Annotated in this window: 19 protein-coding genes; 14 read left to right on the top strand and 5 right to left on the bottom strand. The window is 67.9% G+C overall.

Translation table 11 applies throughout. The features are described from left to right. Positions 1–90: 90 nt before the first annotated feature. Positions 91–258, top strand: coding sequence for a hypothetical protein (locus LY44_RS17990; RefSeq protein ID WP_160320058.1), 168 nt, complete (start codon positions 91–93; stop codon positions 256–258). After that, the gene (locus LY44_RS12855; RefSeq protein WP_055212849.1) at positions 255–884 is read left to right on the top strand and encodes a DUF1638 domain-containing protein; all 630 of its coding nucleotides are present in this window, start codon (positions 255–257) and stop codon (positions 882–884) included. Before LY44_RS17990 ends, LY44_RS12855 begins: the two co-directional genes overlap by 4 nt. Before the next feature lie 228 nt (positions 885–1,112). Here LY44_RS12855 and LY44_RS12850 read toward each other — a convergent pair whose 3' ends face one another. Next, entirely contained in the window at positions 1,113–2,003 is an 891-nt protein-coding gene (locus tag LY44_RS12850; RefSeq protein ID WP_055212848.1) for a bestrophin family protein, read from the bottom strand. Positions 2,004–2,202: 199 nt separating this feature from the next. Here LY44_RS12850 and LY44_RS12845 point away from each other — a divergent pair, with 199 nt between their 5' ends. The 3 genes from LY44_RS12845 (at position 2,203) to LY44_RS12835 (ending at position 3,955) form a co-directional block, all read left to right on the top strand. Next, positions 2,203–2,895 (top strand): AzlC family ABC transporter permease, encoded by a 693-nt coding sequence (locus LY44_RS12845; RefSeq protein ID WP_055212847.1) that lies wholly within the window; start codon positions 2,203–2,205, stop codon positions 2,893–2,895. Then, positions 2,892–3,230, top strand: coding sequence for an AzlD domain-containing protein (locus LY44_RS12840; protein ID WP_055212846.1), 339 nt, complete (start codon positions 2,892–2,894; stop codon positions 3,228–3,230). The genes LY44_RS12845 and LY44_RS12840 overlap by 4 nt, the downstream gene beginning before the upstream one ends. A gap of 62 nt (positions 3,231–3,292) precedes the next feature. Further along, a complete protein-coding gene (locus LY44_RS12835; protein WP_055212894.1) occupies positions 3,293–3,955 on the top strand; it encodes a GntR family transcriptional regulator in 663 nt (220 codons plus the stop codon). 24 nt (positions 3,956–3,979) lie between these two features. Here the strand turns inward: LY44_RS12835 and LY44_RS12830 are convergent, their stop codons facing one another. After that, on the bottom strand, positions 3,980–5,371 hold the full coding sequence (locus LY44_RS12830; protein WP_055212845.1) for an aspartate aminotransferase family protein: 1,392 nt from the start codon (positions 5,369–5,371) through the stop codon (positions 3,980–3,982). Between the two features lie 313 nt (positions 5,372–5,684). On the opposite strand from LY44_RS12830, the gene LY44_RS12825 reads away from it, so the two are divergent. The 6 genes from LY44_RS12825 to LY44_RS12800 all read left to right on the top strand — a co-directional run bounded on the left by LY44_RS12825 (position 5,685) and on the right by LY44_RS12800 (position 13,879). Continuing rightward, positions 5,685–6,746 carry an ABC transporter ATP-binding protein gene (locus tag LY44_RS12825; RefSeq protein WP_055212844.1) on the top strand — a complete coding sequence of 354 codons (1,062 nt, stop codon included), beginning with the start codon at positions 5,685–5,687 and terminating at the stop codon, positions 6,744–6,746. Position 6,747: 1 nt separating this feature from the next. After that, positions 6,748–7,656 carry an ABC transporter permease gene (locus LY44_RS12820; protein ID WP_055212843.1) on the top strand — a complete coding sequence of 303 codons (909 nt, stop codon included), beginning with the start codon at positions 6,748–6,750 and terminating at the stop codon, positions 7,654–7,656. Then, positions 7,649–8,455 carry an ABC transporter permease gene (locus LY44_RS12815; RefSeq protein WP_055212842.1) on the top strand — a complete coding sequence of 269 codons (807 nt, stop codon included), beginning with the start codon at positions 7,649–7,651 and terminating at the stop codon, positions 8,453–8,455. Before LY44_RS12820 ends, LY44_RS12815 begins: the two co-directional genes overlap by 8 nt. Positions 8,456–8,486: 31 nt before the next feature. Continuing rightward, positions 8,487–9,512: an extracellular solute-binding protein gene (locus tag LY44_RS12810; RefSeq protein WP_055212841.1), complete on the top strand. Its 1,026-nt coding sequence runs from the start codon at positions 8,487–8,489 to the stop codon at positions 9,510–9,512. 72 nt (positions 9,513–9,584) lie between these two features. Beyond that, entirely contained in the window at positions 9,585–11,258 is a 1,674-nt protein-coding gene (locus tag LY44_RS12805) for an amidohydrolase (protein ID WP_223230664.1), read from the top strand. A 125-nt stretch (positions 11,259–11,383) separates the two neighbouring features. Then, a complete protein-coding gene (locus tag LY44_RS12800) occupies positions 11,384–13,879 on the top strand; it encodes a putative bifunctional diguanylate cyclase/phosphodiesterase (RefSeq protein WP_055212839.1) in 2,496 nt (831 codons plus the stop codon). Between the two features lie 6 nt (positions 13,880–13,885). On the opposite strand, the gene LY44_RS12795 is transcribed toward LY44_RS12800, so the two are convergent. Further along, positions 13,886–14,635 (bottom strand): NYN domain-containing protein, encoded by a 750-nt coding sequence (locus tag LY44_RS12795; protein ID WP_055212838.1) that lies wholly within the window; start codon positions 14,633–14,635, stop codon positions 13,886–13,888. Between the two features lie 85 nt (positions 14,636–14,720). Further along, the gene (locus LY44_RS12790) at positions 14,721–16,970 is read right to left on the bottom strand and encodes a heavy metal translocating P-type ATPase (RefSeq protein WP_055212837.1); all 2,250 of its coding nucleotides are present in this window, start codon (positions 16,968–16,970) and stop codon (positions 14,721–14,723) included. Between the two features lie 90 nt (positions 16,971–17,060). Here LY44_RS12790 and LY44_RS12785 point away from each other — a divergent pair, with 90 nt between their 5' ends. After that, a complete protein-coding gene (locus tag LY44_RS12785) occupies positions 17,061–17,507 on the top strand; it encodes a MerR family transcriptional regulator (RefSeq protein WP_055212836.1) in 447 nt (148 codons plus the stop codon). Positions 17,508–17,512: 5 nt separating this feature from the next. Here LY44_RS12785 and LY44_RS12780 read toward each other — a convergent pair whose 3' ends face one another. Next, positions 17,513–18,742 carry an MFS transporter gene (locus LY44_RS12780; RefSeq protein WP_055212835.1) on the bottom strand — a complete coding sequence of 410 codons (1,230 nt, stop codon included), beginning with the start codon at positions 18,740–18,742 and terminating at the stop codon, positions 17,513–17,515. 81 nt (positions 18,743–18,823) lie between these two features. Here LY44_RS12780 and LY44_RS12775 point away from each other — a divergent pair, with 81 nt between their 5' ends. Together LY44_RS12775 and LY44_RS12770 are read left to right on the top strand one after the other, a co-directional pair. Further along, positions 18,824–19,456, top strand: a complete 633-nt coding sequence (locus tag LY44_RS12775; RefSeq protein ID WP_055212893.1) for a DNA-3-methyladenine glycosylase family protein — start codon at positions 18,824–18,826, stop codon at positions 19,454–19,456. Beyond that, positions 19,453–20,115 (top strand): alpha/beta hydrolase, encoded by a 663-nt coding sequence (locus tag LY44_RS12770; protein ID WP_055212834.1) that lies wholly within the window; start codon positions 19,453–19,455, stop codon positions 20,113–20,115. The genes LY44_RS12775 and LY44_RS12770 overlap by 4 nt, the downstream gene beginning before the upstream one ends. Positions 20,116–20,239: the final 124 nt, after the last annotated feature.

The following is a 20,239-nucleotide window of genomic DNA, read 5'->3' as shown; positions in this document are numbered from 1 at the left end:
TTCCAGCGATGATTTCGAAAGGCCCCGACCCGGTTCGGGGCCTTTTCTTTTGCCACGCGGCCCCCATATGAAGGGAATGGAGAATGACCGATGCAGCCGATGCCCCTTCCGCATTTTCTGATGATGCTCTTCGCGGTGATCGCCGCCGCGGGTCTGACGATCTTTCTGGCGGTTCAGTCCGGGCTGTCACTGGCCGTGCTGGGTCTGGGCGCGCTGATCGGCGCCTGTCTGATCCGGATGCTGGCGCGGGTCGAGTGATCTCGGACGCGGGGCTGACCGAGGCGGGGCTGCCTCCTGACGGGCGCGGCCGGGTGCTGCTGATCGCCTGCGGGGCCCTGGCGCAGGAGATCGTCGCGCTGAAGGCGGCGAATGGCTGGGATCATCTGGATCTGACCTGCCTGCCCGCGAACCTGCATCTGTGGCCGGAAAAGATCACCGCCGCGGTGATCGAGGCGGTCGGGAAGCATCGTCGCGATTACGACAGCATCCATGTCGTCTATGCTGATTGCGGCACCGGCGGGCAGCTGGCCGAGGCCTGTGCGCGGCTTGGCGTGGCGCTGATCCCCGGGCCGCATTGCTATGCGTTCTTCGAGGGCAACGACCGCTTCGCCGCCCATGCGGAAAGCGAAATCACCGCCTTTTACCTGACCGATTTTCTGGTCCGGCAGTTCGACGCCTTCGTCTGGCGGCCGATGGGCTTTGACCGGCATCCAAGCCTCGTGCCGATGATGTTCGGCAATTACGAAAAGCTCGTCTATCTGGCGCAGACCGAGGATGCGGCGCTGGATGCCAAGGCCGCAGACTGTGCGGCAAGGCTTGGCCTGCGTTACGAGCGGCGCTTCACCGGCTATGGCGATCTGGCGGCGGAACTGGCGCGGCTTTGACCGCCCCGCCATGGCCGAGGCCATCGCCGAGGCCACGCGCGACACCAGCCCAGTGACCGCCGGGGGCCCAAAGGCCCCCGGCCTGCGCCCGCCCCGCCCATGGCGGGCGCATTCGCGCCGCCGGGGCGGAGCGCAGGCCTCTGTCGCGCATGGGGGATACGGTCGTGCGACAGGCGTTGCACAGCGGGCGGGGAAAGGCAGTGCCTTTCCTGCCCCGCCCGAACGGGCTCAGCTCAGCAGATAGTCCACCGGCGCCAGCGGCGCGGGCGGCTCTTCGCCCAGATGGGCCGCCAAGCTGATCTCCATCGCGCGGCAGATCGCATCCAGAGGCAGCGCATTCGGCGAGGTGCCGAACGGATGCGACATCTCCTCGGAGACCTCGGCCAGCCCCAGAAACACATAGGCGACGATGGCGACGATCACCGGCGTCAGCCAGCCCGCCGCCGCGAACAGCGCCACCGGCAAAAGCAGGCAATAGATGTAGATCGTGCGATAGATCAGCAGCGAATAGACAAAGGGCAAGGGCGTGCCCGCGATGCGTTCATTCCCCGCCTGCGCCAGCGTGATCTCGGCCAGCCGCTGCGACAGCGCCCGCGCCCCGAAGCCGTCGATCCCCCCCGCCCGATGCGCCGCCGCCAGCCGCGCCGTCAACCGGTCCAGCGCCGCACAGGCCGGATTGGGCGCCGCGATCAGATCGGGCGCAAGGCGCAGCGCCTCGGGGTCGGTCGCGATCCCGCGCAGCCCCGCCCGGTGCAGATGCGCAAAGGCCAGCGCATCGCGCAGCACCGCGGCGCGCAGGACGGGATCGGCGATGAACAGCTCGGCCTCGCGCGCCAGCATCCGCAGATCGGAGAGCAATCCGCCCCAAAGCTTGCGCGCCTCCCACCAGCGTTCGTAAGCAGCGTTGTTGCGAAAGCCCAGAAACAGCGACAAGGCGAGACCGAAGACCGTCACCGCCACCGGATCGACGACCGGCAGCACCTCGAAGCGCAGCCCGAGCCCCGTGAGCAGCGTCGCCGCCACCGCGACGACCGCCACCGGCCGCACCACCGCGGGCACGATCGAGCCCTTGAGCGCGAAGGCAAGGTCGAGCGGGCTGGGCTTGTCGCGCAGGATCATCGGCTGTCCTTTCAAGGCTTTGCCCCTCTTGGGCCGCATCGCCCCCGCGGCGCAAGACCACGCCCCGTCACGGTGCCGCACGAATGCGCGAGCCCCCGGCTTTGCCCAAATCCTGAGCAGAGGCGATTGATTTGCAGCCCGTCGTTCCTTATACCGCGGGCGTCCGGCCGGATCGACGCCGCCATGACGCGAGGACCGCATGACCGACACCCCCCGTTTGCGCGACGGATTTTTGGCCGCCATCCCCTTGATCCTGGGCTATTTTCCCATCGCCTTCTCGTTTGGCGTCGCGGCCATTCGCGCGGGGTTAAGCCCGGCCGAGGCGGTGATGTTCTCGGTCGTGATCTTCGCGGGCGCGGCGCAATTCCTGGCGCTGGCGCTGGTCACCAGCGGCGCCCCGCTGCTGATCTCGGCGGCCACCTTGGCCGCAATGAACCTGCGCCATGTCATGTATGGACCGGCGCTGCTGGAAAAGGCGGGCCCCGCCGCCAGCACCCGGTTTTCCTGGGCCTGGGGGTGGTGCCTGACCGACGAGGTCTTCGGCGCCAGCCTTGGCGCACTGGCCCGCGGGCAGCGCTTTTCCGAAGGCTTCATCGGCGGGCTTGGCCTTGGCGCCTATCTGTCGTGGATCGCGGGCACGGCGGTCGGCGCCGCTACCGGGGGCGAGGCGCTGCAGGCCTTCCCCGCCCTTGATGCCGGGCTGGACTTCATGCTGCCCGCGCTGTTCCTCGCGCTGCTGCTGTCAATCCTTGACCGCCGCCAGCTGGGCCCGGTCGCGGTGGCGATCGGCGCGACGGTTCTGGGCAGCCTTTTGCTCAGCCCGACGCTCGGCATCCTGGCGGGCATCGCCGCGGGCGCCGCCACCGGAACCTTGCACAAAGGCCGCGCATGAGAACCGAGCTTCTTGCCCTTGCCGCGCTGACCGGCCTTGCCACCTGGGCCTTTCGCGTCGTGCCGACGAAACTGCCGCTGGCCAAAGGCAGGCCCGATGGCCCGCTGCGGCGCTTCTTTGCCGCCACCGGACCGGCGGCGATTGCGACGCTGTTCACCGCCTCGGTGCTGCCGATGCTGCAAAACCCGGGCACCGCCCCCCTGCCCCTTCTGCTGGGCACCGCCGCGGTGCTGGCCGTCTGGTTCGCCCGCCGCTCGGTCGTGCTGGCGACGCTGGCGGGGGCTGCCGCCTGCGGGCTTGCCACTTTCGCCGGGCTCGGCGTCCCCGGAATTTGATCATCTTTCGCGGGGGCCAAAAACCCGCTATCCTGCCCCGGCCCGCCGCCGAAAGGATCCCTGTGGACAGTCTTGCCGCAAAAGAACCCGCGCATCTGAGCGTCTATCGCGGCATCCGCGATCTGATCCTGTCGGGCGATCTGGCGCCGGGCCATCCGGTCACCATTCAGGGGCTGGTGGCGCGGCTCGATGCGGGCGTGACCCCGGTGCGCGAGGCGATCCGGCGGCTGACCTCGGAAGGGGCGTTGCAGTTTCACGACAACCGCCGCGTCACCGTGCCGGTGCTCAGCGTGGCGCAGGTCGACGAGCTGATCTTTGCCCGCAATGCGCTGGAACCGGAACTGGCGCGGCTGGGCGCCGAACGCGCCACGGCGCAAGACATCGAGACGCTGGCGGCGATCGACGCCGCCCATACCGCCGCGATCGCCACGGGCAACACGCGGCACTACATGGTGCAGAACCACCGCTTTCACATGACGCTTTATGCGCTGGCCGGGACCGAGGTGATCCTGCCCGTGGTCGAGGCGCTTTGGCTGCGGTCTGCCCCGGCTTTGCGGGTGATGTGCGGGCGCTTTGGCACCTCGAACCTGCCCGACATGCATCAGGCGGCGCTTGCGGCGATGCGGGCGGGCGACCCCGCGAGCGTGGCCGAGGCGATCCGGCTGGATATCCTGCAGGGGATGGAAAACGTCCGCGAGCTTCTGGTGGAGGCGCAGCCCGACTGAGATGCCGGGCCGCGCAAGATCGCGTCAGGCGCTTTGGTTCAGCCCTTCGGCATTGATCCGCACCAGCGTTTCATCGAGCGATTTCAACGCCCGTTCGATCAGGATGTCGATTTCGGCGGGGGTGATGACCAGCGGCGGCGAGATGATCATCCGGTCGCCGACATGGCGCATGACCAGGTTGTTGGCAAAGCAGCGCTCGCGGCAGATATAGCCCACAGTGCCGGATTTCGCGGCGAATTTGGCGCGCGTCGCCTTGTTCGGCGTCAGCGCGATCGAGCCCATCATGCCGACGATCTTCGCCTCGCCCACCAGGGGATGCGCCGCCAGAGCTTCCCATTTCGCCTTCAGATAGGGCGCGGTCTCGGTCGCCACGCGGGCGACGATCCCGTCCTCGTCCAGCAGGCGCAGGTTTTCCAAAGCCACCGCCGCCGCGACCGGATGACCCGAATAGGTGTAGCCATGCGCGAATTCATCCGCGCCGTTGATCACCGCCGCGACCTTGTCCGAGACGATCGAGGCCCCCATCGGGATATAGCCCGAGGTCAGACCCTTGGCGACGGTCATGATGTCCGGCGTGATCCCGAAGGTCTGGCAGCCGAACCAGTTCCCGGTGCGGCCAAAGCCGGTGATGACCTCGTCGGCGATCAGAAGGATGTCGTATTGGCGGCAGATGCGCTGGATTTCCGGCCAATAGGTCGCAGGCGGAACGATCACGCCGCCCGCCCCCTGCACCGGCTCGCCGATGAAGGCGGCGACGTTTTCGGCGCCGATTTCAAGGATCTTTTCTTCCAGCTGACGGGCGCGGGCCAGACCGAACTCTTCGGGGGTCATCTCGCCACCCTCGGACCACCAGTCGGGCTGGTCGATATGCACGATCCCCGGGATCGGCAGCCCGCCCTGCGCATGCATCCCCTTCATCCCGCCCAGGCTCGCCGCGCCCATGGTCGAGCCGTGATAGCCGTTCCAGCGCGAAATGATCACATTCTTTTCCGGCTTTTCCAACGCCTGCCAGTAGCGCCGCACCATGCGGATGTTGGTGTCGTTCGAATCCGAGCCCGAGCCGTTGAAGAAGACATGGTTCAGATCGCCCGGCGCAAGCTCTGCCAGACGCTTGGCCAGCTGGATCGCCGGGATATGCGAGGTCTGAAAGAAGGTGTTGTAAAACGGCAGCTGGCGCATCTGCCGCGCCGCCGCCTCGACCAGCTCTTCGCGGCCATAGCCGACGTTGACACACCAGAGCCCGGCCATTCCATCAAGGATTTCCGCGCCTTCGCTGTCGGTCACCCAGACGCCTTTCGCCTTGGTGATGATCCGCGCGCCCTTTTTCGCCAGCCCGTCGCCATCGGTGAACGGGTGCATGTGATGGGCGGCGTCCAGCGCCTGAAGTTCGGCGGTGGGAAGGTGATTTTCGAACACGCTCTGTCCTTTCGGGTCAGGATCTGCCGATGCCAGGGGGCAAAGGCGGGCTTTTTCAAAATATGATCAAATTACCCGTCAGCGTCAATCCGCTCTCTGCGCCGGGGGCGAAGGCCGCGCCAGCACCGGATCGATTCGAGACCGCCCCGCCCCCGCAACCCAGGCGCGAGCGCCCCGCTGCCCGGCGCGGCAACAGGTGATGAAAATCTGTGCGTTCGATCAGGGATTTCGCGCCCCTCGCAAGAAACCCTTGCCAGCGCGCCGGATCGCCCCAATACTCGGCCCAATATGATCAAATCCGAAAGGATCCGGCGTGGCAGCCAATATCATCTCGGCGCGCAATCTGGTGAAGGCTTTCGGCTCGGGCGACTTTGCGGTGCGCGCGCTCGACACGGTGTCGATCGACATTCGCCCCGGTGAATTCTTCACGCTTCTGGGCCCGTCGGGCTGCGGCAAGACCACGCTTTTGCGGCTCTTCGCGGGGTTCGAGATGCCCAGCGCCGGGACGATCCTGCTGGATGGCGAGGATGTCACCGTGCTGCCGCCGAACCGGCGCCCGATCAACACGGTGTTTCAAAGCTATGCGCTGTTTCCGCATCTGAGCGTGGCGGAAAACGTCGGCTTCGCGCTGAAGATGCAGGGCAAGCCGCGCGCCGAGATCGCCGAGACGGTGGGCAGGATGCTGGCCCTTGTGCGGCTTGAGGCGATGGCCGGGCGCAAGATCACCCAGCTTTCGGGCGGCCAGCAACAGCGCGTCGCACTGGCCCGGGCGCTGGCCCCGCATCCCAAGGTGCTGTTGCTCGACGAGCCGCTGTCCGCGCTCGATCTCAAGCTGCGCAAGGAAATGCAGATCGAACTGAAGCGGTTGCAGCATGAAACCGGGATCACCTTCATCTTCGTCACGCATGATCAGGAAGAGGCGCTGACGATGTCCGACCGCATCGCGGTGATGAGCGCGGGAAAGGTGCAGCAGGTCGGCACCCCGAAGGAGATTTACACCCATCCGGTCAACCGCTTCGTCGCCGCCTTCATCGGCGAGACGAATTTTCTCGATGCCGTGGGCGAGGCCGGCGGCGCGCGGCTTACGACGGGCGATCTGATCGCGGTCGAGGGCGTGCTGCACGGCCCCGTCACCGTGGCGATCCGGCCCGAGCAGCTGCGGCTGGTCGCGCCCGAGACCGCGGGGGCGCTGGCCGCCACGGTGCGCGATCTGGTCTATTTCGGCACCGACACGCATTGCCACATGGCGCTGTCGGATGGCACGGCGCTGACGGCGCGGCTGCAAAGCCCGGCCAGCGGCGATATCGGTCTTTCCGTCGGCGACCGGGTCGGCGTGCTGCCGATGCCCGGCGCCGCGCAGATGTTGAGGACGTGAGATGAGCGCCGCCGAAGCCGCCCTGCGCGCCCGCACCACCCGCAACGCATGGCTGCTGGTCACGCCCGCGCTCGTGGTGCTGAGCGCCGCCGCCATCGCCCCGCTGGCTCTGGTTCTGGTCTATTCCTTCCTGACGCCGGGCGATTACGGCAATGTCGTCTGGAGCTTTTCGCTCAACGGCTGGCAAAAGGTGGTGGTCGAGCGCGACATCTTTGACGAGACCCTGCATCTGGCCGAGGCGCATCTGACGATCTTCTGGCGCTCGGTCAGCCTGTCGCTTGTCACCACCGTCCTGTCCTTCTTCGCCGGGTTTCCGACCGCCTGGTTCATCGCCACAAGGCCTGCGAACCAGCGCGCGATCTGGCTTTTTCTGATCACCCTGCCATTCTGGACGAACCTTCTGATCCGCACCTTCGCGATCAACCAGATCATCCGCAACGAAGGGCTTTTGAACACGCTTTTGCTGAATCTGGGCGTGATTTCAACGCCCTTGCAGATGACCTATACCGAGGGGGCGCTGCTTGTCGGCATGGTCTATGTCTATCTGCCGCTGATGGTGCTGCCGCTTTACGCGGCACTGGAACGCTTCGATCTGCGGCTTTTGGAGGCCGCTTACGATCTTTACGCGACGCGCTGGCAGGTGCTGACGCGCGTCGTGCTGCCGATCGCGCGGCCGGGCATCGTCGCGGGCTCGATCCTGGTTTTCGTGCCCTGCCTTGGCGCCTATGTGACGCCGCGGCTGCTGGGCGGCGGCAAGCTGATGATGCTGGGCAATTTCATCGAGCTGCAATTCGGGCAGGGCCGGAACTGGCCCTTGGGCGCGGCGCTCTCGATCGTGCTTCTGGTGATCGTGATGGCGGCGCTGCTGGTCTATGTCCGCGCGATCAACGGAGAGAAACGCCATGGCTGAGCCCAAGCCCTTCCATGTCGCCGATCTGCCGGGCGTCGGGCCGACCGCGCTTTTGGTCTTTGCCGGGCTTTATGCGCCGATCCTGACACTGGTCGTCTATTCCTTCAACGCCTCGCCTTCGGTCGCGACCTGGGACGGCTTCACCTTTGACTGGTATCTGAAGGCCTGGGGCAATGCCGCGGTGATGAATGCGGCGGCGAATTCGCTGATCGTCGCGACGCTGGCGGCCGTGCTGTCAACGGCGCTGGCGACGCTCGCAGCCCTTGGCACCACCCGCCGCCCGGCGTTTTTCGGCATCACCGCGGTCTATGCGGCGATCAACCAGCCCTTGATGGTGCCCGAGATCGTCACCGCCGTCGCCCTGCTAATCGTCGTCGCCGCGATCAAGGCCGCCACAGGTTACGCGGGGCTCGGCTATCTGGTCGTCGCGCATACGGCCTTTTGCATCCCCTTCGCCTATCTGCCGATCCGCGCCCGGCTGGAGGGGATGGATCTGACTTTGGAAACCGCCGCCGCCGATCTTTACGCCAGCCCCTGGCAAAGCTTCCGTTTCGTCACCCTGCCCCAGCTGGCGCCGGGCATTCTGGCCGGGGGGATGCTGGCCTTTGTCACCTCGCTTGATGATGTCGTCATCACCGAATTCATCAAATCGCCGGGCCAAGACACCCTGCCCACCTACATGCTCGGCCAATTGCGCCGCGCCATGACCCCCGACATCAACGCGCTTTCGGCCGCCCTGCTGGGGCTGACGCTGGTGCTTCTGTCGGGATTTTTCCTGCTCAGCCGCCGCAAGAGCTGAGATGAAACGACGAACCAACCGGGAGAGACCAATGAAAAGACTGCTTGGCGCCACCGCCATCCTGCTGTCCAGCGCGACGCTTGCCGCCGCCGAAGGGGAGCTGTTCCTTTACAACTGGGGCAATTACACCAGCCCCGAAATGGTCAAGAAATTCGAGGACACCTACAAGGTCAAGGTCACGATCACCGATTTCGACAGCAACGACACGGCCTTGGCCAAGGTCGAGGCCGGGGCCTCGGGCTTTGATCTGGTCGTGCCCTCGGCCGGTTTCGTCGGCATCTATGCCGAAAAGGGGCTGATCGAGAAGCTCGACCTGTCGCGCCTGCCCAACCACAAGAACATCGCGCCGCAATGGAGGGATGTGGATTGGGACAAGGGCCGGGAATGGTCGATCCCGTGGCAATGGGGCTCGACCGGGGTGTCGGTCAACACCAAGGTTTACACGGGCGACATCAACACCTCGGCCATCTTCATGGACCCGCCGCCGGAGCTGGAAGGCAAGATCAACGTCATTCCCGAAATGGGCGACGTGATGGCGATCGCCACGATGTATGCGGGCGGAAGCGTCTGTTCGGATGATCCCGCCGTGATGAAAAAGGTCCGCGACACACTGCTGGCGGCGAAGCCGAAATGGCTCTCGATGGATTATTCGACCGTCGAGAAGATGACGAACAATGACTATGCCGCGACCGTCGACTGGAACGGCTCGGCGATGCGGGCGCGGCTGGGCAATCCGGACGTGGCTTACGGCTATCCGAAGGAAGGCTATGGCCTCTGGATGGACAATGTCGTGCTGCTCAAGGACGCGAAGAACGTCGAGAATGCCTATCTGTTCCTGAACTTCATCATGGAGCCTGAAAACGCCGCGATGCTCTCGGCCTTTGCGCGTTATGCGAACGGGATCGCGGGCTCCGAGGCCTTCCTGCCCGAGGACATGAAGACCGCGCCCGAGCTGACGCCGCCCGCGGAATTCGCCGACAAGGGGCAGTTCGTGACGATCTGCACCGGCAAGGCGCTCGACTATCAGAACGCGATCTGGACCGAGCTGCAGAAGTAAGCCTCTGCCCTTGCCTGCCCGACCACGCCCCGAAGCCCGGGGCGTGGCCCCTTCCCCATGAAAGCGCCCTTCATGCCGACCGCCGATCTGATCGTGACGAACGCCCGCCTCCTGACCATGGATGACGCGCGCCCCACCGCCGAAGCCATCGCGCTTTCGGGCGAGACCATCCTGGCCCTTGGCGCCACGCCCGAAATTCTGGCGCTGGCCGGTCCCGCAACGCGGGTGATCGACGCGCAGGGCCGCACCGTCCTGCCCGGCTTTTTCGAGGGCCATGTGCATCTGGGCCTCGGCGGGGCGGAACTGGCGCATCTGCACATCGACCATCTGCACGGCGCCGAGGCGGTCGCGCAGGCCTTTCGCGCCTTTGCCGCCTCCCACCCCGACCGGCCGCTTCTGATGGCGCAGGGCGCGGATTACGGCATGCTTGGCCATCCGATCAGCCGTCATGATCTGGATGCGATGATTGCCGACCGCCCGATCGCGATGATGTCGCATGACCACCATACGGTCTGGGCCAATACCGCGGCGCTGCAGGCCACCGGGCTGATGCGCGGCGCGCCGATGCCGCACGGGCACGAGGTGGTGCTGGACGAAAGCGGTCTGGCGACGGGCGAGCTGCGCGAATTCGAGGCCTTCGGGCCGATCGTCGCGCTGGGCGGCGAGGCGCGGATCAATCTGGGCATCGCCACCGGCGAAGAGCCCGCCACGCCCCCCACGGCGGCCGAACGCGCCGCCGACAAGGCGATGCTGCTGGCGGGGATGCGGCACTGCGCCAAACACGGGGTGACCAGCCTCGTCAACATGGACGGCAACCGCTACACGCTTGAGCTTCTCTCCGAAATGCAGGCCGAGGGCAGGCTTTTGCTGCGCGTCAAGGTGCCCTTCCATTTCAAGCCGCATATGGATCTGAGCGCGCTTGACCGCGCGTCCGACATGATGCGGGATTTCGACAGCGCCTGGATCAGCTCGGGCTTCGTGAAGATGTTCATGGATGGCGTCGTCGACAGCCGCACCGCCCATATGCTGAACGATTACATCGATGCGCCCGGGCACCGCTCGGAACCGCTTTTCGCGCCGGAAACCTTCAACGCCATCGCCACCGAGATCGACCGGCGCGGGTTGCAGATCGCCGTGCATGCGATCGGCGACGGGGCGGTGCGCACGACCATCGACGGCATCGAAGCCGCGCAGGCTGCGAACGGCGCCCGCGACGCCCGCCACCGCATCGAACATATCGAGCTGATCGACCCCACCGACATTCCGCGCCTTGGCGCGCTGGGCATCACGGCCAGCCTGCAGCCGCCCCATCCGCCCGGGGCGATGGACTTTCCGCTCGAGCCGACGCTGAGCCGGATCGGCCGCGCCCGCTGGCCCGACGCCTATCTGTGGAAGACGCTGGCGACAAAGGGCGGCGCGCAGATCGCCTATTCCAGCGACTGGCCGGTGACCGATGTCTCGGTTCTGCGCGGCATCCATGCCGGGGTGACGCGCACGCCCTTCGAGGGGGGCAGCGACGAACGGCTGAGCCTGATGGAGACCCTGCGCGCCTATACCGCGGGCGGCGCCTGGGCGGCGCATCGCGACCATGTGACGGGCAGGCTGCGCCCGGGTCTTGCGGCCGATCTGGTGATGCTCGGCGGCGACATCGAGACCTGCGCGCCGGAAGCGATTCCCGATCTCGGCATCGCGCTGACCGTCTGCGGCGGGCGCATCCTGTGGGAAGATCTGGCGGGAACGCCGTAAGCGGCGGGTCCGGGCGGCCTTGACCGGGCGAACGGCCGCTTTGCATTTTCCGAAATCCCTGTATCCTTTCGGAACCGCTCTTTCACCGGGGCGGTCCCTGCCCTGCATCGCGCGTCGGAGACCCCATGTCCGCACCGCCCCCGCCGTTTTCGACCGACACCGCGGACACCCGGACCGCGTTGCAAAAAGGTCTGTACGGGGCCTGGCGGCGCACGATGATCTGGCGCGAGCAGGCACCGGCGCGGCGGCAGTTCCTGGTCGGGCTGGGGATGATCGCGCTTGGAACCGGGCTGCGCGAGCTTTTGCATGCGCTGGGCGCCGAGCTGAACTATCTGCCGCTTTTGCCCACGGTCACGCTGGCCGCCGCCTTCCTGCGCGCCGAGATCGGGCTTTGCGTGATCGTGCTGAGCGGGCTGCAGATCCATTTCCTCTTCCTGCCCGAGGCCGGTCCGGGCCATGACATCGCCCAGCTGATCTATCTTGGCGCGGCCGGGTTCACCGTGGTTCTGGCGGAACTTTTCGTGCGCGCGCAAAGGGTTGCCCTGCTTGAAAGCCGCCGCGCCGACCGCGTCGAGCGGCTGAACGCGGCGGTGATCGAATATTCGAATGACGCGATCCTGACCCATACGCTGGACGGCGTCGTCACCACCTGGAACCCGGCGGCGACGGTGATGCTGGGCTATCTGGCGCACGAAAGGATCGGCCGGCCGGTGAACGATCTGTGCGGCGCCGAGGTCGACCAGAGCGCCGAGATCTTCGCCCGGGTCCGCGCCGGCGAGGCGGTCGAGCATTTCGAAACCCGGATGCGCACCCGCGATGGCCGGCGGATCGATGTCTCGATCACGCTGTCGCCGATCCGCGATCCCTCGGGCGCGATCGTCGGCATCTCGACGATCCTGCGCGACATCACCGAAAACATGCAGATCTTCGACGCGCTGCGCCAAAGCGAGGAAAAGCTGCGCTTCGCGCTGGAATCGGCGCGGGCGGGATCGTGGCAATGGCACTGCCTTGAAGATCGCGCGAGCTGTTCGGAACGCTTCTTGCAGCAGCACGGGCTTGACCCCGCGGCGGGTCCGGTCACGCTGGCCGGGTGGCTGGCCTGCCTGCATCCCGAAGACCGCGCGGGGGTGCGGGCGCTGGTGCTGGGGGCGCTGGAATCGGGCGTGCGCGATCTGGCGCTGCAATATCGCGTCGCGCTGCCGGACGGGCGCGGGCCGCGCTGGATCGAGACCTTCGGGCGGTTCGAACGTGACGCCGGGGGGCGGGCGCTGAAGGTCAGCGGCATTTCCTTTGATGTCACCGACCGCTTCGAGGCGGTCGAACGCATCGCCTATCTGGCGCATCACGACGGGCTGACCGGCCTGCCGAACCGGGCGCTGTTCCTTGACCGGCTCGAGGCGGCCCTGGGGCGGGTGCGGCAGACGCGGGGCTGCGCGGTGCTGCTGATCGATCTCGACCGCTTCAAGGAGGTGAACGAGACGCTGGGCCATGCGGCGGGGGACAGGCTTTTGTGCGCGGTGGCGGCGCGGCTGCGCGCCGAGGTCAGCGCGGCCGACACGCTGGCGCGGCTGGGCGGCGACGAATTCGCCGTGCTTCTGACCGAGACCGAGGCGCCGCAGACCGTGGGCGCGCTGGCCGAGCGGCTGATCGCCGCGATCGAGGCGGAGTTCGAGCTGGACGGGCGGCGCATCAACATCGGCGCGAGCCTTGGCATTGCGATGGCGCCCTCGGACGGGCTGGGCCCGAAGGCGCTGGTCAAGGCGGCCGATGTGGCGCTGTGCCGGGCCAAGGCCGACGGCTCGGGCTGTCTGCGGTTTTTCGCGCCCGAAAGCGACAGCCGGATGCAGCGGCGCCGGGCGCTGGAAAGCGATCTGCGCCGGGCCTGGGCCGCGCATGATTTCCAGCTCTTCTTCCAGCCGATCCTCGAGATGAAGACACGCCGGGTGTCCTGTCTTGAAGCGCTGTTGCGCTGGCACCACCCCGAGCGCGGCTGGGTCTCGCCCGAGACCTTCATTCCGCTGGCCGAGGAAATGGGGCTGATCGTGCCGATCGGCGAATGGGTGCTGACCGAGGCCTGCGCGGCGGCGGCACGCTGGCCGGGCAGCCTGCGGGTGGCGGTCAACCTCTCGCCGATGCAGCTGGCGCATATCGGCCTGCCCGAGGCGATCGCGGCGGCGCTGCGGCGCACCGGGCTGGCGGCGAACCGGCTGGAGCTGGAGATCACCGAGACGGTGATGATGAAGGAGACCCCGGCGACGCTGGCGACGCTGGAGCGGCTCAAGGGGATCGGGCTGCGCATCGCGATGGATGATTTCGGGGCCGGCTATTCCTCGTTGCGCAACCTGCAGCGGTTTCCCTTTGACAAGGTGAAGATCGACCGCGCCTTCACCGCGGGTCTGGGCACGTCGCGGCAAAGCGCGGCGATCGTGCGGGCGGTGACGGGGATGTGCGAGAGCCTTGGCATGGTTTCCACCGCCGAGGGAGTGGAGACCGAGACGCAGCTGGCCGCGCTGGCGCGCGAGGGCTGCACCGAGGTGCAGGGCTATCTGTTCAGCAAGCCCGTTCCGGCGGCGCAGGTGGCGGCGCTGCTGACCCGGCTCGACGGGCTCAAGGTCGGCTGAACGGGCTCAGACGGCCTTGAGCCGCGCGGGCGCGGAACCTTGAAGGGCGCGCACCCGCGCCTCCGGACCGCGGGGGTCAAGATCGTAAAGCTTCGGCCGTGCTGTCAGATAGGCCCGCCAGTTGCCTTCGGGCTCGTCGCTGATCTTCACCTTGTGGACAGTTGAGACCAGTTCGTTCAGCCTCACGATCCCCAGACCAAGCCCGGGCTCCTGATACTCGGCGATGATCTCCATGATCTTCCGATCAAGCTCGGGTTTCGGCGCGGCGGCCGCTTTTCGCGCGGGCGGCGAGGCGGCTTTCTTCACCGGCGGTTGCACCGGCTTCGGGGGCGGTTGCGGCACGTCTTTCGCCTCGGCGGGCGGCGACAGCGTCAGGAAGGTCTCGCAGGCGTCGCGAAAGATCTGCGGCGTCTTCGTCTCGCCGATCCCGGTCACCTGCCGCCCGTATTCGCGCAGGCGCAGCGCCAGATGGCTGAAATCGCGGTCCGAACTGGCGATCACGAAGCGCTTCACCCCCTCGCGCAGCGCCAGCTCCATCGCATCGAGCGCCAAAAGCAGGTCCGAGGCATTCTTGCCCGTGCCCGCATGCATCAGCCGGAACCCCTGCGGACCGCCCTGCCAATCCGATGTCTTTTGCGCATCCAGATAGACCCGCCGCACCGTCACCGTGCCCAAGTCCCGCGACCAAAGCGCGATCTGCCCGGCATATTTGGCCGAAAGATTGTCGCCATCGACCAGAACCGCCACCGTTTCCATAAGCCCTCGTCACCTCTGCACCGCGCGCAACCGCAGGCTGCGCAGAAAATGCGACAAAATTCAGGCGCTTCGGCGCGGCGTTGCGTCACGCCGCGCGGCGCGGATCATAGCGCAGCAGACGCAGCGCATTCGCCGTCACCAGCACCGTCGCCCCGGTATCGGCCAGAACCGCGATCCAGAGCCCGGTGATCCCGAAAACCGAGGTGACCAGAAACACCGCCTTCAGCCCCAGCGCGATCGCGACATTCTGGCGGATGTTGCGCAGGGTCTGCCGCGACAGCCGGATCAGCGCGGGCAGATCGGTCAGGTCGTTGCGCATCAGCACCGCATCGGCGGTCTCGATCGCCACATCGGTCCCCGCCCCGATCGCCACGCCCACATCGGCCGCCCGCAGCGCCGGGGCGTCGTTGATGCCGTCGCCCAGCATCAGCACGCCCCCCTGCGCCGAAAGCCGCGTCACCTCGGCGCATTTGTCCTCGGGCAGAAGCCCCGCCTTGACCGCAAGCCCGAAAGGCGCCGCCAGCGCCCGCGCCGGGGCTTCGGCATCGCCGGTCAGCATCACGCTGTCCAGCCCAAGCCCCCGCAGCGCCGCCAGCGCCGCGCCCGCCTCGGGCCGGGGCTCGTCGCGCAGGGCAATCAGGCCTTGCGGAACGCCGTCGCGGCAAAGCTCGACCACGGTCTTCGCCTCGGCCTGAAGCGCCGCCGCCTGCGGGTTGCCCGCGGCAGGCGCCGCAATGCGCCACAGCGCCCCGGCAATCCGCGCCTCGGCGCCCACCCCCGGGATCACCCGGGCGGCGGTGGCGGCGGGGGCCGTCACCCCCTCGGCGGCGGCGCGCGCCAGGATCGCCCGCGCCAGCGGATGCGAGGAGCCCGCCTCGACCGCCGCCGCATGGGCCAGCAGATCCGTGGCCGAAACCCCGGCAGCGGGCAGAAGATCGGTCACCAGCGGCCGCCCCGGCGTCAGCGTGCCGGTCTTGTCCAGCGCCACAACGCGCAGCCGCGCCAGCGCCTCGATCACCGCGCCGCCCTTGACCAGAAGCCCCCGCCGCGCCCCGGTCGAGAGCGCCGCCGCCATCGCCGCGGGCACCGAAATCACCAGCGCGCAGGGGCAGCCGATCAGCAACAGCGCCAGCGCGCGATAGATCCAGACGCCCCAATCGGCCCCGGTCAAGAGCGGCGGCAGCACCGCCACCAGCGTCGCCAGACCGACGATCAGCGGCATGTACCAGCGGCTGAAGCGGTCGATGAATCGCTCGACCGGGGCCTTGGCCGCCTCGGCCTCGGCGACCATCCGCGCGATCCGCGCCAGCGTGCTGTCCGCAGCCGCGCGGGTCACCCGCAGCCGCAACAGCGCCTCGGTGTTGATCGAGCCCGCCAGAACCCGCTCGCCCGGGCCGCGCGTCACCGGCACGCTTTCCCCGGTCACCGCGCTTTCATCGAGCCCCGAGACCCCCTCGACGATCTCGGCATCGACCGGGGCACGATCGCCCGGACGCAGCCGCAGGATCTGCCCCGGCAGCAAGCTCGCCGCCGCCACCTCGCGCAGCTGTCCGTCCAGCTCCAAAAGCGCGGTTTCCGGCATCTGCCGGGCCAGCGCCCGCAGCCCGTCGCGCGCGCGGGCGGCGGCAATCGATTCCAGCAGCTCGCCCAAGGCGAAGAGCACCACCACCATCACCGCCTCGGCCGCGGCACCGATCATCAGCGCGCCGATGGCGGCCACGGTCATCAGCATCTCGATGGTGAAGGGCTGCCCCGTCCGCGCCAGAGCCAAGGCCTGCCGCGCCACCGGGAAAAGCGCCCCCAGACAGGCCAGCGCGAAAGCAGGCGCCGCCAGCGCGGGCAGTGCGAGCGCGACGCCCCAGGCGAAGGCCAGCCCGCCCGCCGACCAGAACAGCCGCGCCGCCTTTGGCCCGCGCATCCAGAGCGCGGCGGGCGGTACGGGCTGGGCGCCGGTCGCTTCGGGGGTCGCTTCGGGGGCCGCCTCGGGCGCGGGGGACGCCGCGCCGCAGCCGCAACCGCCACAGCCGCATTCCGGGGCGCCGCCGTGATCGTGCCCGTGATCGTGCTCCTGCGAGCGCCGCAGCACCGGCACCGGCGGCGCGGCGCCGATACGGGTGATCGTGTAGCCCAGCCGCGTCACCACCCGCTCCAGCTCGGGGGCGCTGGTCGCGCCCGGGGTCAGCCGCGCCCGCAGCCGCTCGCTCATCAGCGCGATCTCCACCGCCTCGACGCCCGGCAGCCGTTCCACCGCGGTGCGGACCTTGCCCGCACAGGCGGCACAATCCATGCCGCCGACCTGCCACTCGCACGATTCGAGCTGGGAAATATTCGTCATATCAACCTCTTGCCTCACGATCTTCAGACGCTTGCCGCGATCTGCAGAAAACCCTAATCTCTCTAGCGACTAGAGCTGCAAGGGGGGATCATGCTCAGCATCGGGCGTCTGTCGCAGGAAACCGGGGTCAAGGTGCCGACGATCCGTTATTACGAGCAGATCGGCCTGATGCCCGCGGCCGAGCGCAGCAGCGGCAATCAGCGGCTTTACGGCGCGGCGGCGCGGCGGCGGCTGTCCTTCATCCGCCATGCCCGCGATCTGGGTTTTCCGCTCGAGGCGATCCGCGATCTGCTGGGCCTGTCCGACCAGCCCGACCAGCCCTGCACCGCCGTCGATGCGATCGCGCGGGCGCAGCTGGCGACGATCCGCTCGCGCATCGCGCGGCTGCAGGCGCTGGAGGACGAGCTGATGCGGATGATCGGGCAATGTGCGCATGGCAAGATCGCCGAGTGCCGGGTGATCGAGGTGCTGGGCGATCACGGCCAATGCGCACATGACCACCACGGCACGTTTGACGACGCGGGTCCGGGGCGGTAGCCCCCTCAGCGGGTGTCCTTCGGCCGCAGCACCAGCCAGATCAGCGCCGCGCCCGCCAGCGTCAGGAAGGGCAGCATGGCGAGGTTCACCGCCTGCCAGCCCGCCACCGCATCGGCCGAGGCGCAGGTCATCAGCCCGCCCGAGGAGAGCGAGGCCAGAAACACCCCGCCGAAGACGACGAAATCGTTCATCCCCTGCACCGTGCCGCGTTCCTCGGGGGCATGGGCGGCGGCGAGCATCGCGGTCGAGCCGATGAAACCGAAGTTCCAGCCCAGGCCCAACAGCACCAGCGCCAGGAAGAATTGCTCGAGATCAACCCCGGTCAGGGCCACCGCCCCCGCCACGGCCAGAATGAAAAGACCAATGCCCACAATCACTTCGCGACCGAAGCGGGCGATCAGATGGCCGGTGAAGAAGGAGGGCAGATACATCGCCAGCACATGCGCCGAGACGATGTCGGCGGCATTCGTCGTGGTGTGCCCACAGCCCACCACCGCCAGCGGCGTCGAGGTCATCACGAGGTTCATCAGCGCATAGGAGACCATGCCGCAGATCATCGCCACCAGGATCACCGGATCGCGCAACAGCTGGGCCCGCGTCCGCCCCGCAACCTGCCCCCCGGACTGTCCCTTCACCCGGCGTCCGGGCGCGGGGATGCGCAGGAAGGCAAAGAGCAGCGGCCCGGCCAGATTGATCGCGATGATCGCAAGGTAGGTGGCCTGAAACGGCACCACCAGCGCCTGCGCCGTCACTTTCACCAGCTGCGGCCCCAGCACCGCCGCGATCAGCCCCCCGGCCAGCACCCAGGAAATCGCCTTGCTTTGATGCTCGGGCGCGATCCCGTCGGTCGCGGCGAAGCGGTAAAATCCCTGCGCCGACATGTAGATACCGGCCAGAAGCGAGCCCAGGCAGAAAAGCGGGAAAGAGCCGATCGCCAGCGCATGGGCGGAAATCGCCGCACCGATGCCGCCCGCGGCCGTGGCCAGAATGAACCCCGCGCGGCGGCCGTGCACGGCCATGAAGCTCGACATCGGCTGCGCCGTCAGCACCGATCCCAGCACGATCAGCGACAAGGGCAGCGTCGCCAGACAGGGGTTCGTGGCCAGCGACTGGCCCGCCAGCCCGCCGACGGTGAAGATCATCGACATCTGCGCGCCCAGAAATGCCTGCGCCGCGACCAGCACGATCAGGTTGCGAAGCGGCAGCGGCGGGGCAGAGGCGGCAGTCTGTGTCATGCCCAAGGCCTAGCGCGCGCCGTGCGGGCTGGCAAGCTTTCGGGGCTGGCGGCGGGCGCGAAAACCGGGCAGGCTGGGCGCATGGTCGGACGCATCATCACCACCGAAGAGGATATCGCCGAGGGCGCGGCCTGGCTGGCCGCGACCGAGCCGCGCTTTGCCCGGGCGCTGGAGCGGACCGGCCCCTGGCCGCTGCGCCGCCGCGAGGACGGGTTCGACGCCCTGCGCGATGCCATCCTCGGTCAGCAGGTTTCCACCGCCGCGGCACGCTCGATCCGCGGCAGGCTGATCGAGGCCGGGTTCGGCGCCGCCCCCGCTTTGGCCGAGGCGGGCGAGGACGATCTGCGTTCCTGTGGCCTGTCGCGGCAAAAGGTGCGCTATCTGCAGGCGCTCGCCCGTTCGGGGATCGATTTCGACGCGCTGCGCCAGCTTCCCGATGCGCAGGTGTTCGAGACGCTGCTGCCCCTGCCCGGCATCGGCCGCTGGACGGTCGAGATGTATCTGATCTTCGCGCTGGGCCGCGCCGATGTCTTTGCCGTCGACGATCTGGCGCTCGCCGAGGCGGCGCGGATGCTGTTTGACCTGCCCGAACGGCCGAAGCCGCGCGCCTTTGGCACGCTCTCTGCGCCCTGGTCGCCCTGGCGGGCGGTTGCCGCGCGCGGGCTTTGGGCCTATTACGCGGCGATGAAGGATCGCGAAGGAGTGGCGCCATGACGCGGATCAACAAGGTGGGACGGGTCGAGGCCCTTTCGGGCAAGGCGACCTCGGCGGTGATCTTCCTGCACGGCTACGGGGCGGATGGCGACGACCTGCTGGGTCTGGCCGAGCCCTTGGCGCCGCATCTGCCGAACACGCTGTTCCTCGCCCCCGACGCGCCCGAGACCTGCGTGACCAATCCCTTTGGGCGGCAATGGTTCCCGATCCCCTGGCTTGACGGCTCCGCCCCCGAGGAGGCCGCGGCGGGGCTGGCGCGGTCGTCCGAAGATCTGAACGCCTTCCTTGATCAGGTGATGACCTCCGAGGCGCTGGCAGCGTCGCAGATCGCGCTTCTCGGCTTTTCGCAGGGCACGATGATGGCGCTGCAGGTGGCGCCGCGCCGCGCGCAGGCCTTGGCCGGGGTCGTCGGCTTTTCCGGGCGGCTTTTGCGCGCCGATGCGCTGGCCGCCGAGACGGTGACGAAACCGCCGATGCTGCTGCTTCACGGCGATGTCGATCAGATCGTGCCCTTCGGCGATCTGAAACAGGCCGCCGATGCGCTGAGCGCCGCCGGGTTCGATCTGCGCACCCATGTGATGCGCGGCACCGGGCATGGCATCTCGCCCGACGGGCTGGGTCAGGCGCTGGCTTTCCTGCGGGCGCATCTGCCCGGCTGAGTCGCCTTTCTGCTGCCCGATTTCCGGGCAGCCCGTCATATCGCCGTTGCAAACGCATGCAATGCCAAGGCCCACGGGCAGGTTGCGCAGATCGCGGGCCTTGTCCTGCGGCTGACGCGAGATA

Source organism: Rhodobacter capsulatus (genome assembly GCF_003254295.1).
Taxonomy (GTDB): domain Bacteria; phylum Pseudomonadota; class Alphaproteobacteria; order Rhodobacterales; family Rhodobacteraceae; genus Rhodobacter; species Rhodobacter capsulatus.
The sequence above is the reverse complement of the archived record's forward strand: the minus strand, read 5'-3'. Positions and strand labels throughout refer to the sequence as shown.

Coding starts and splice junctions, on each gene's coding strand:
- LY44_RS12770 (WP_055212834.1), top strand. CDS start 19,453: ATGACGCGGATCAACAAGGTGGGACGGGTCGAGGCCCTTTCGGGCAAG.
- LY44_RS12815 (WP_055212842.1), top strand. CDS start 7,649: ATGGCTGAGCCCAAGCCCTTCCATGTCGCCGATCTGCCGGGCGTCGGG.
- LY44_RS12785 (WP_055212836.1), top strand. CDS start 17,061: ATGCTCAGCATCGGGCGTCTGTCGCAGGAAACCGGGGTCAAGGTGCCG.
- LY44_RS12805 (WP_223230664.1), top strand. CDS start 9,585: ATGCCGACCGCCGATCTGATCGTGACGAACGCCCGCCTCCTGACCATG.
- LY44_RS12810 (WP_055212841.1), top strand. CDS start 8,487: ATGAAAAGACTGCTTGGCGCCACCGCCATCCTGCTGTCCAGCGCGACG.
- LY44_RS12795 (WP_055212838.1), bottom strand. CDS start 14,635: ATGGAAACGGTGGCGGTTCTGGTCGATGGCGACAATCTTTCGGCCAAA.
- LY44_RS12840 (WP_055212846.1), top strand. CDS start 2,892: ATGAGAACCGAGCTTCTTGCCCTTGCCGCGCTGACCGGCCTTGCCACC.
- LY44_RS12790 (WP_055212837.1), bottom strand. CDS start 16,970: ATGACGAATATTTCCCAGCTCGAATCGTGCGAGTGGCAGGTCGGCGGC.
- LY44_RS17990 (WP_160320058.1), top strand. CDS start 91: ATGCAGCCGATGCCCCTTCCGCATTTTCTGATGATGCTCTTCGCGGTG.
- LY44_RS12845 (WP_055212847.1), top strand. CDS start 2,203: ATGACCGACACCCCCCGTTTGCGCGACGGATTTTTGGCCGCCATCCCC.
- LY44_RS12775 (WP_055212893.1), top strand. CDS start 18,824: ATGGTCGGACGCATCATCACCACCGAAGAGGATATCGCCGAGGGCGCG.
- LY44_RS12800 (WP_055212839.1), top strand. CDS start 11,384: ATGTCCGCACCGCCCCCGCCGTTTTCGACCGACACCGCGGACACCCGG.
- LY44_RS12820 (WP_055212843.1), top strand. CDS start 6,748: ATGAGCGCCGCCGAAGCCGCCCTGCGCGCCCGCACCACCCGCAACGCA.
- LY44_RS12850 (WP_055212848.1), bottom strand. CDS start 2,003: ATGATCCTGCGCGACAAGCCCAGCCCGCTCGACCTTGCCTTCGCGCTC.
- LY44_RS12780 (WP_055212835.1), bottom strand. CDS start 18,742: ATGACACAGACTGCCGCCTCTGCCCCGCCGCTGCCGCTTCGCAACCTG.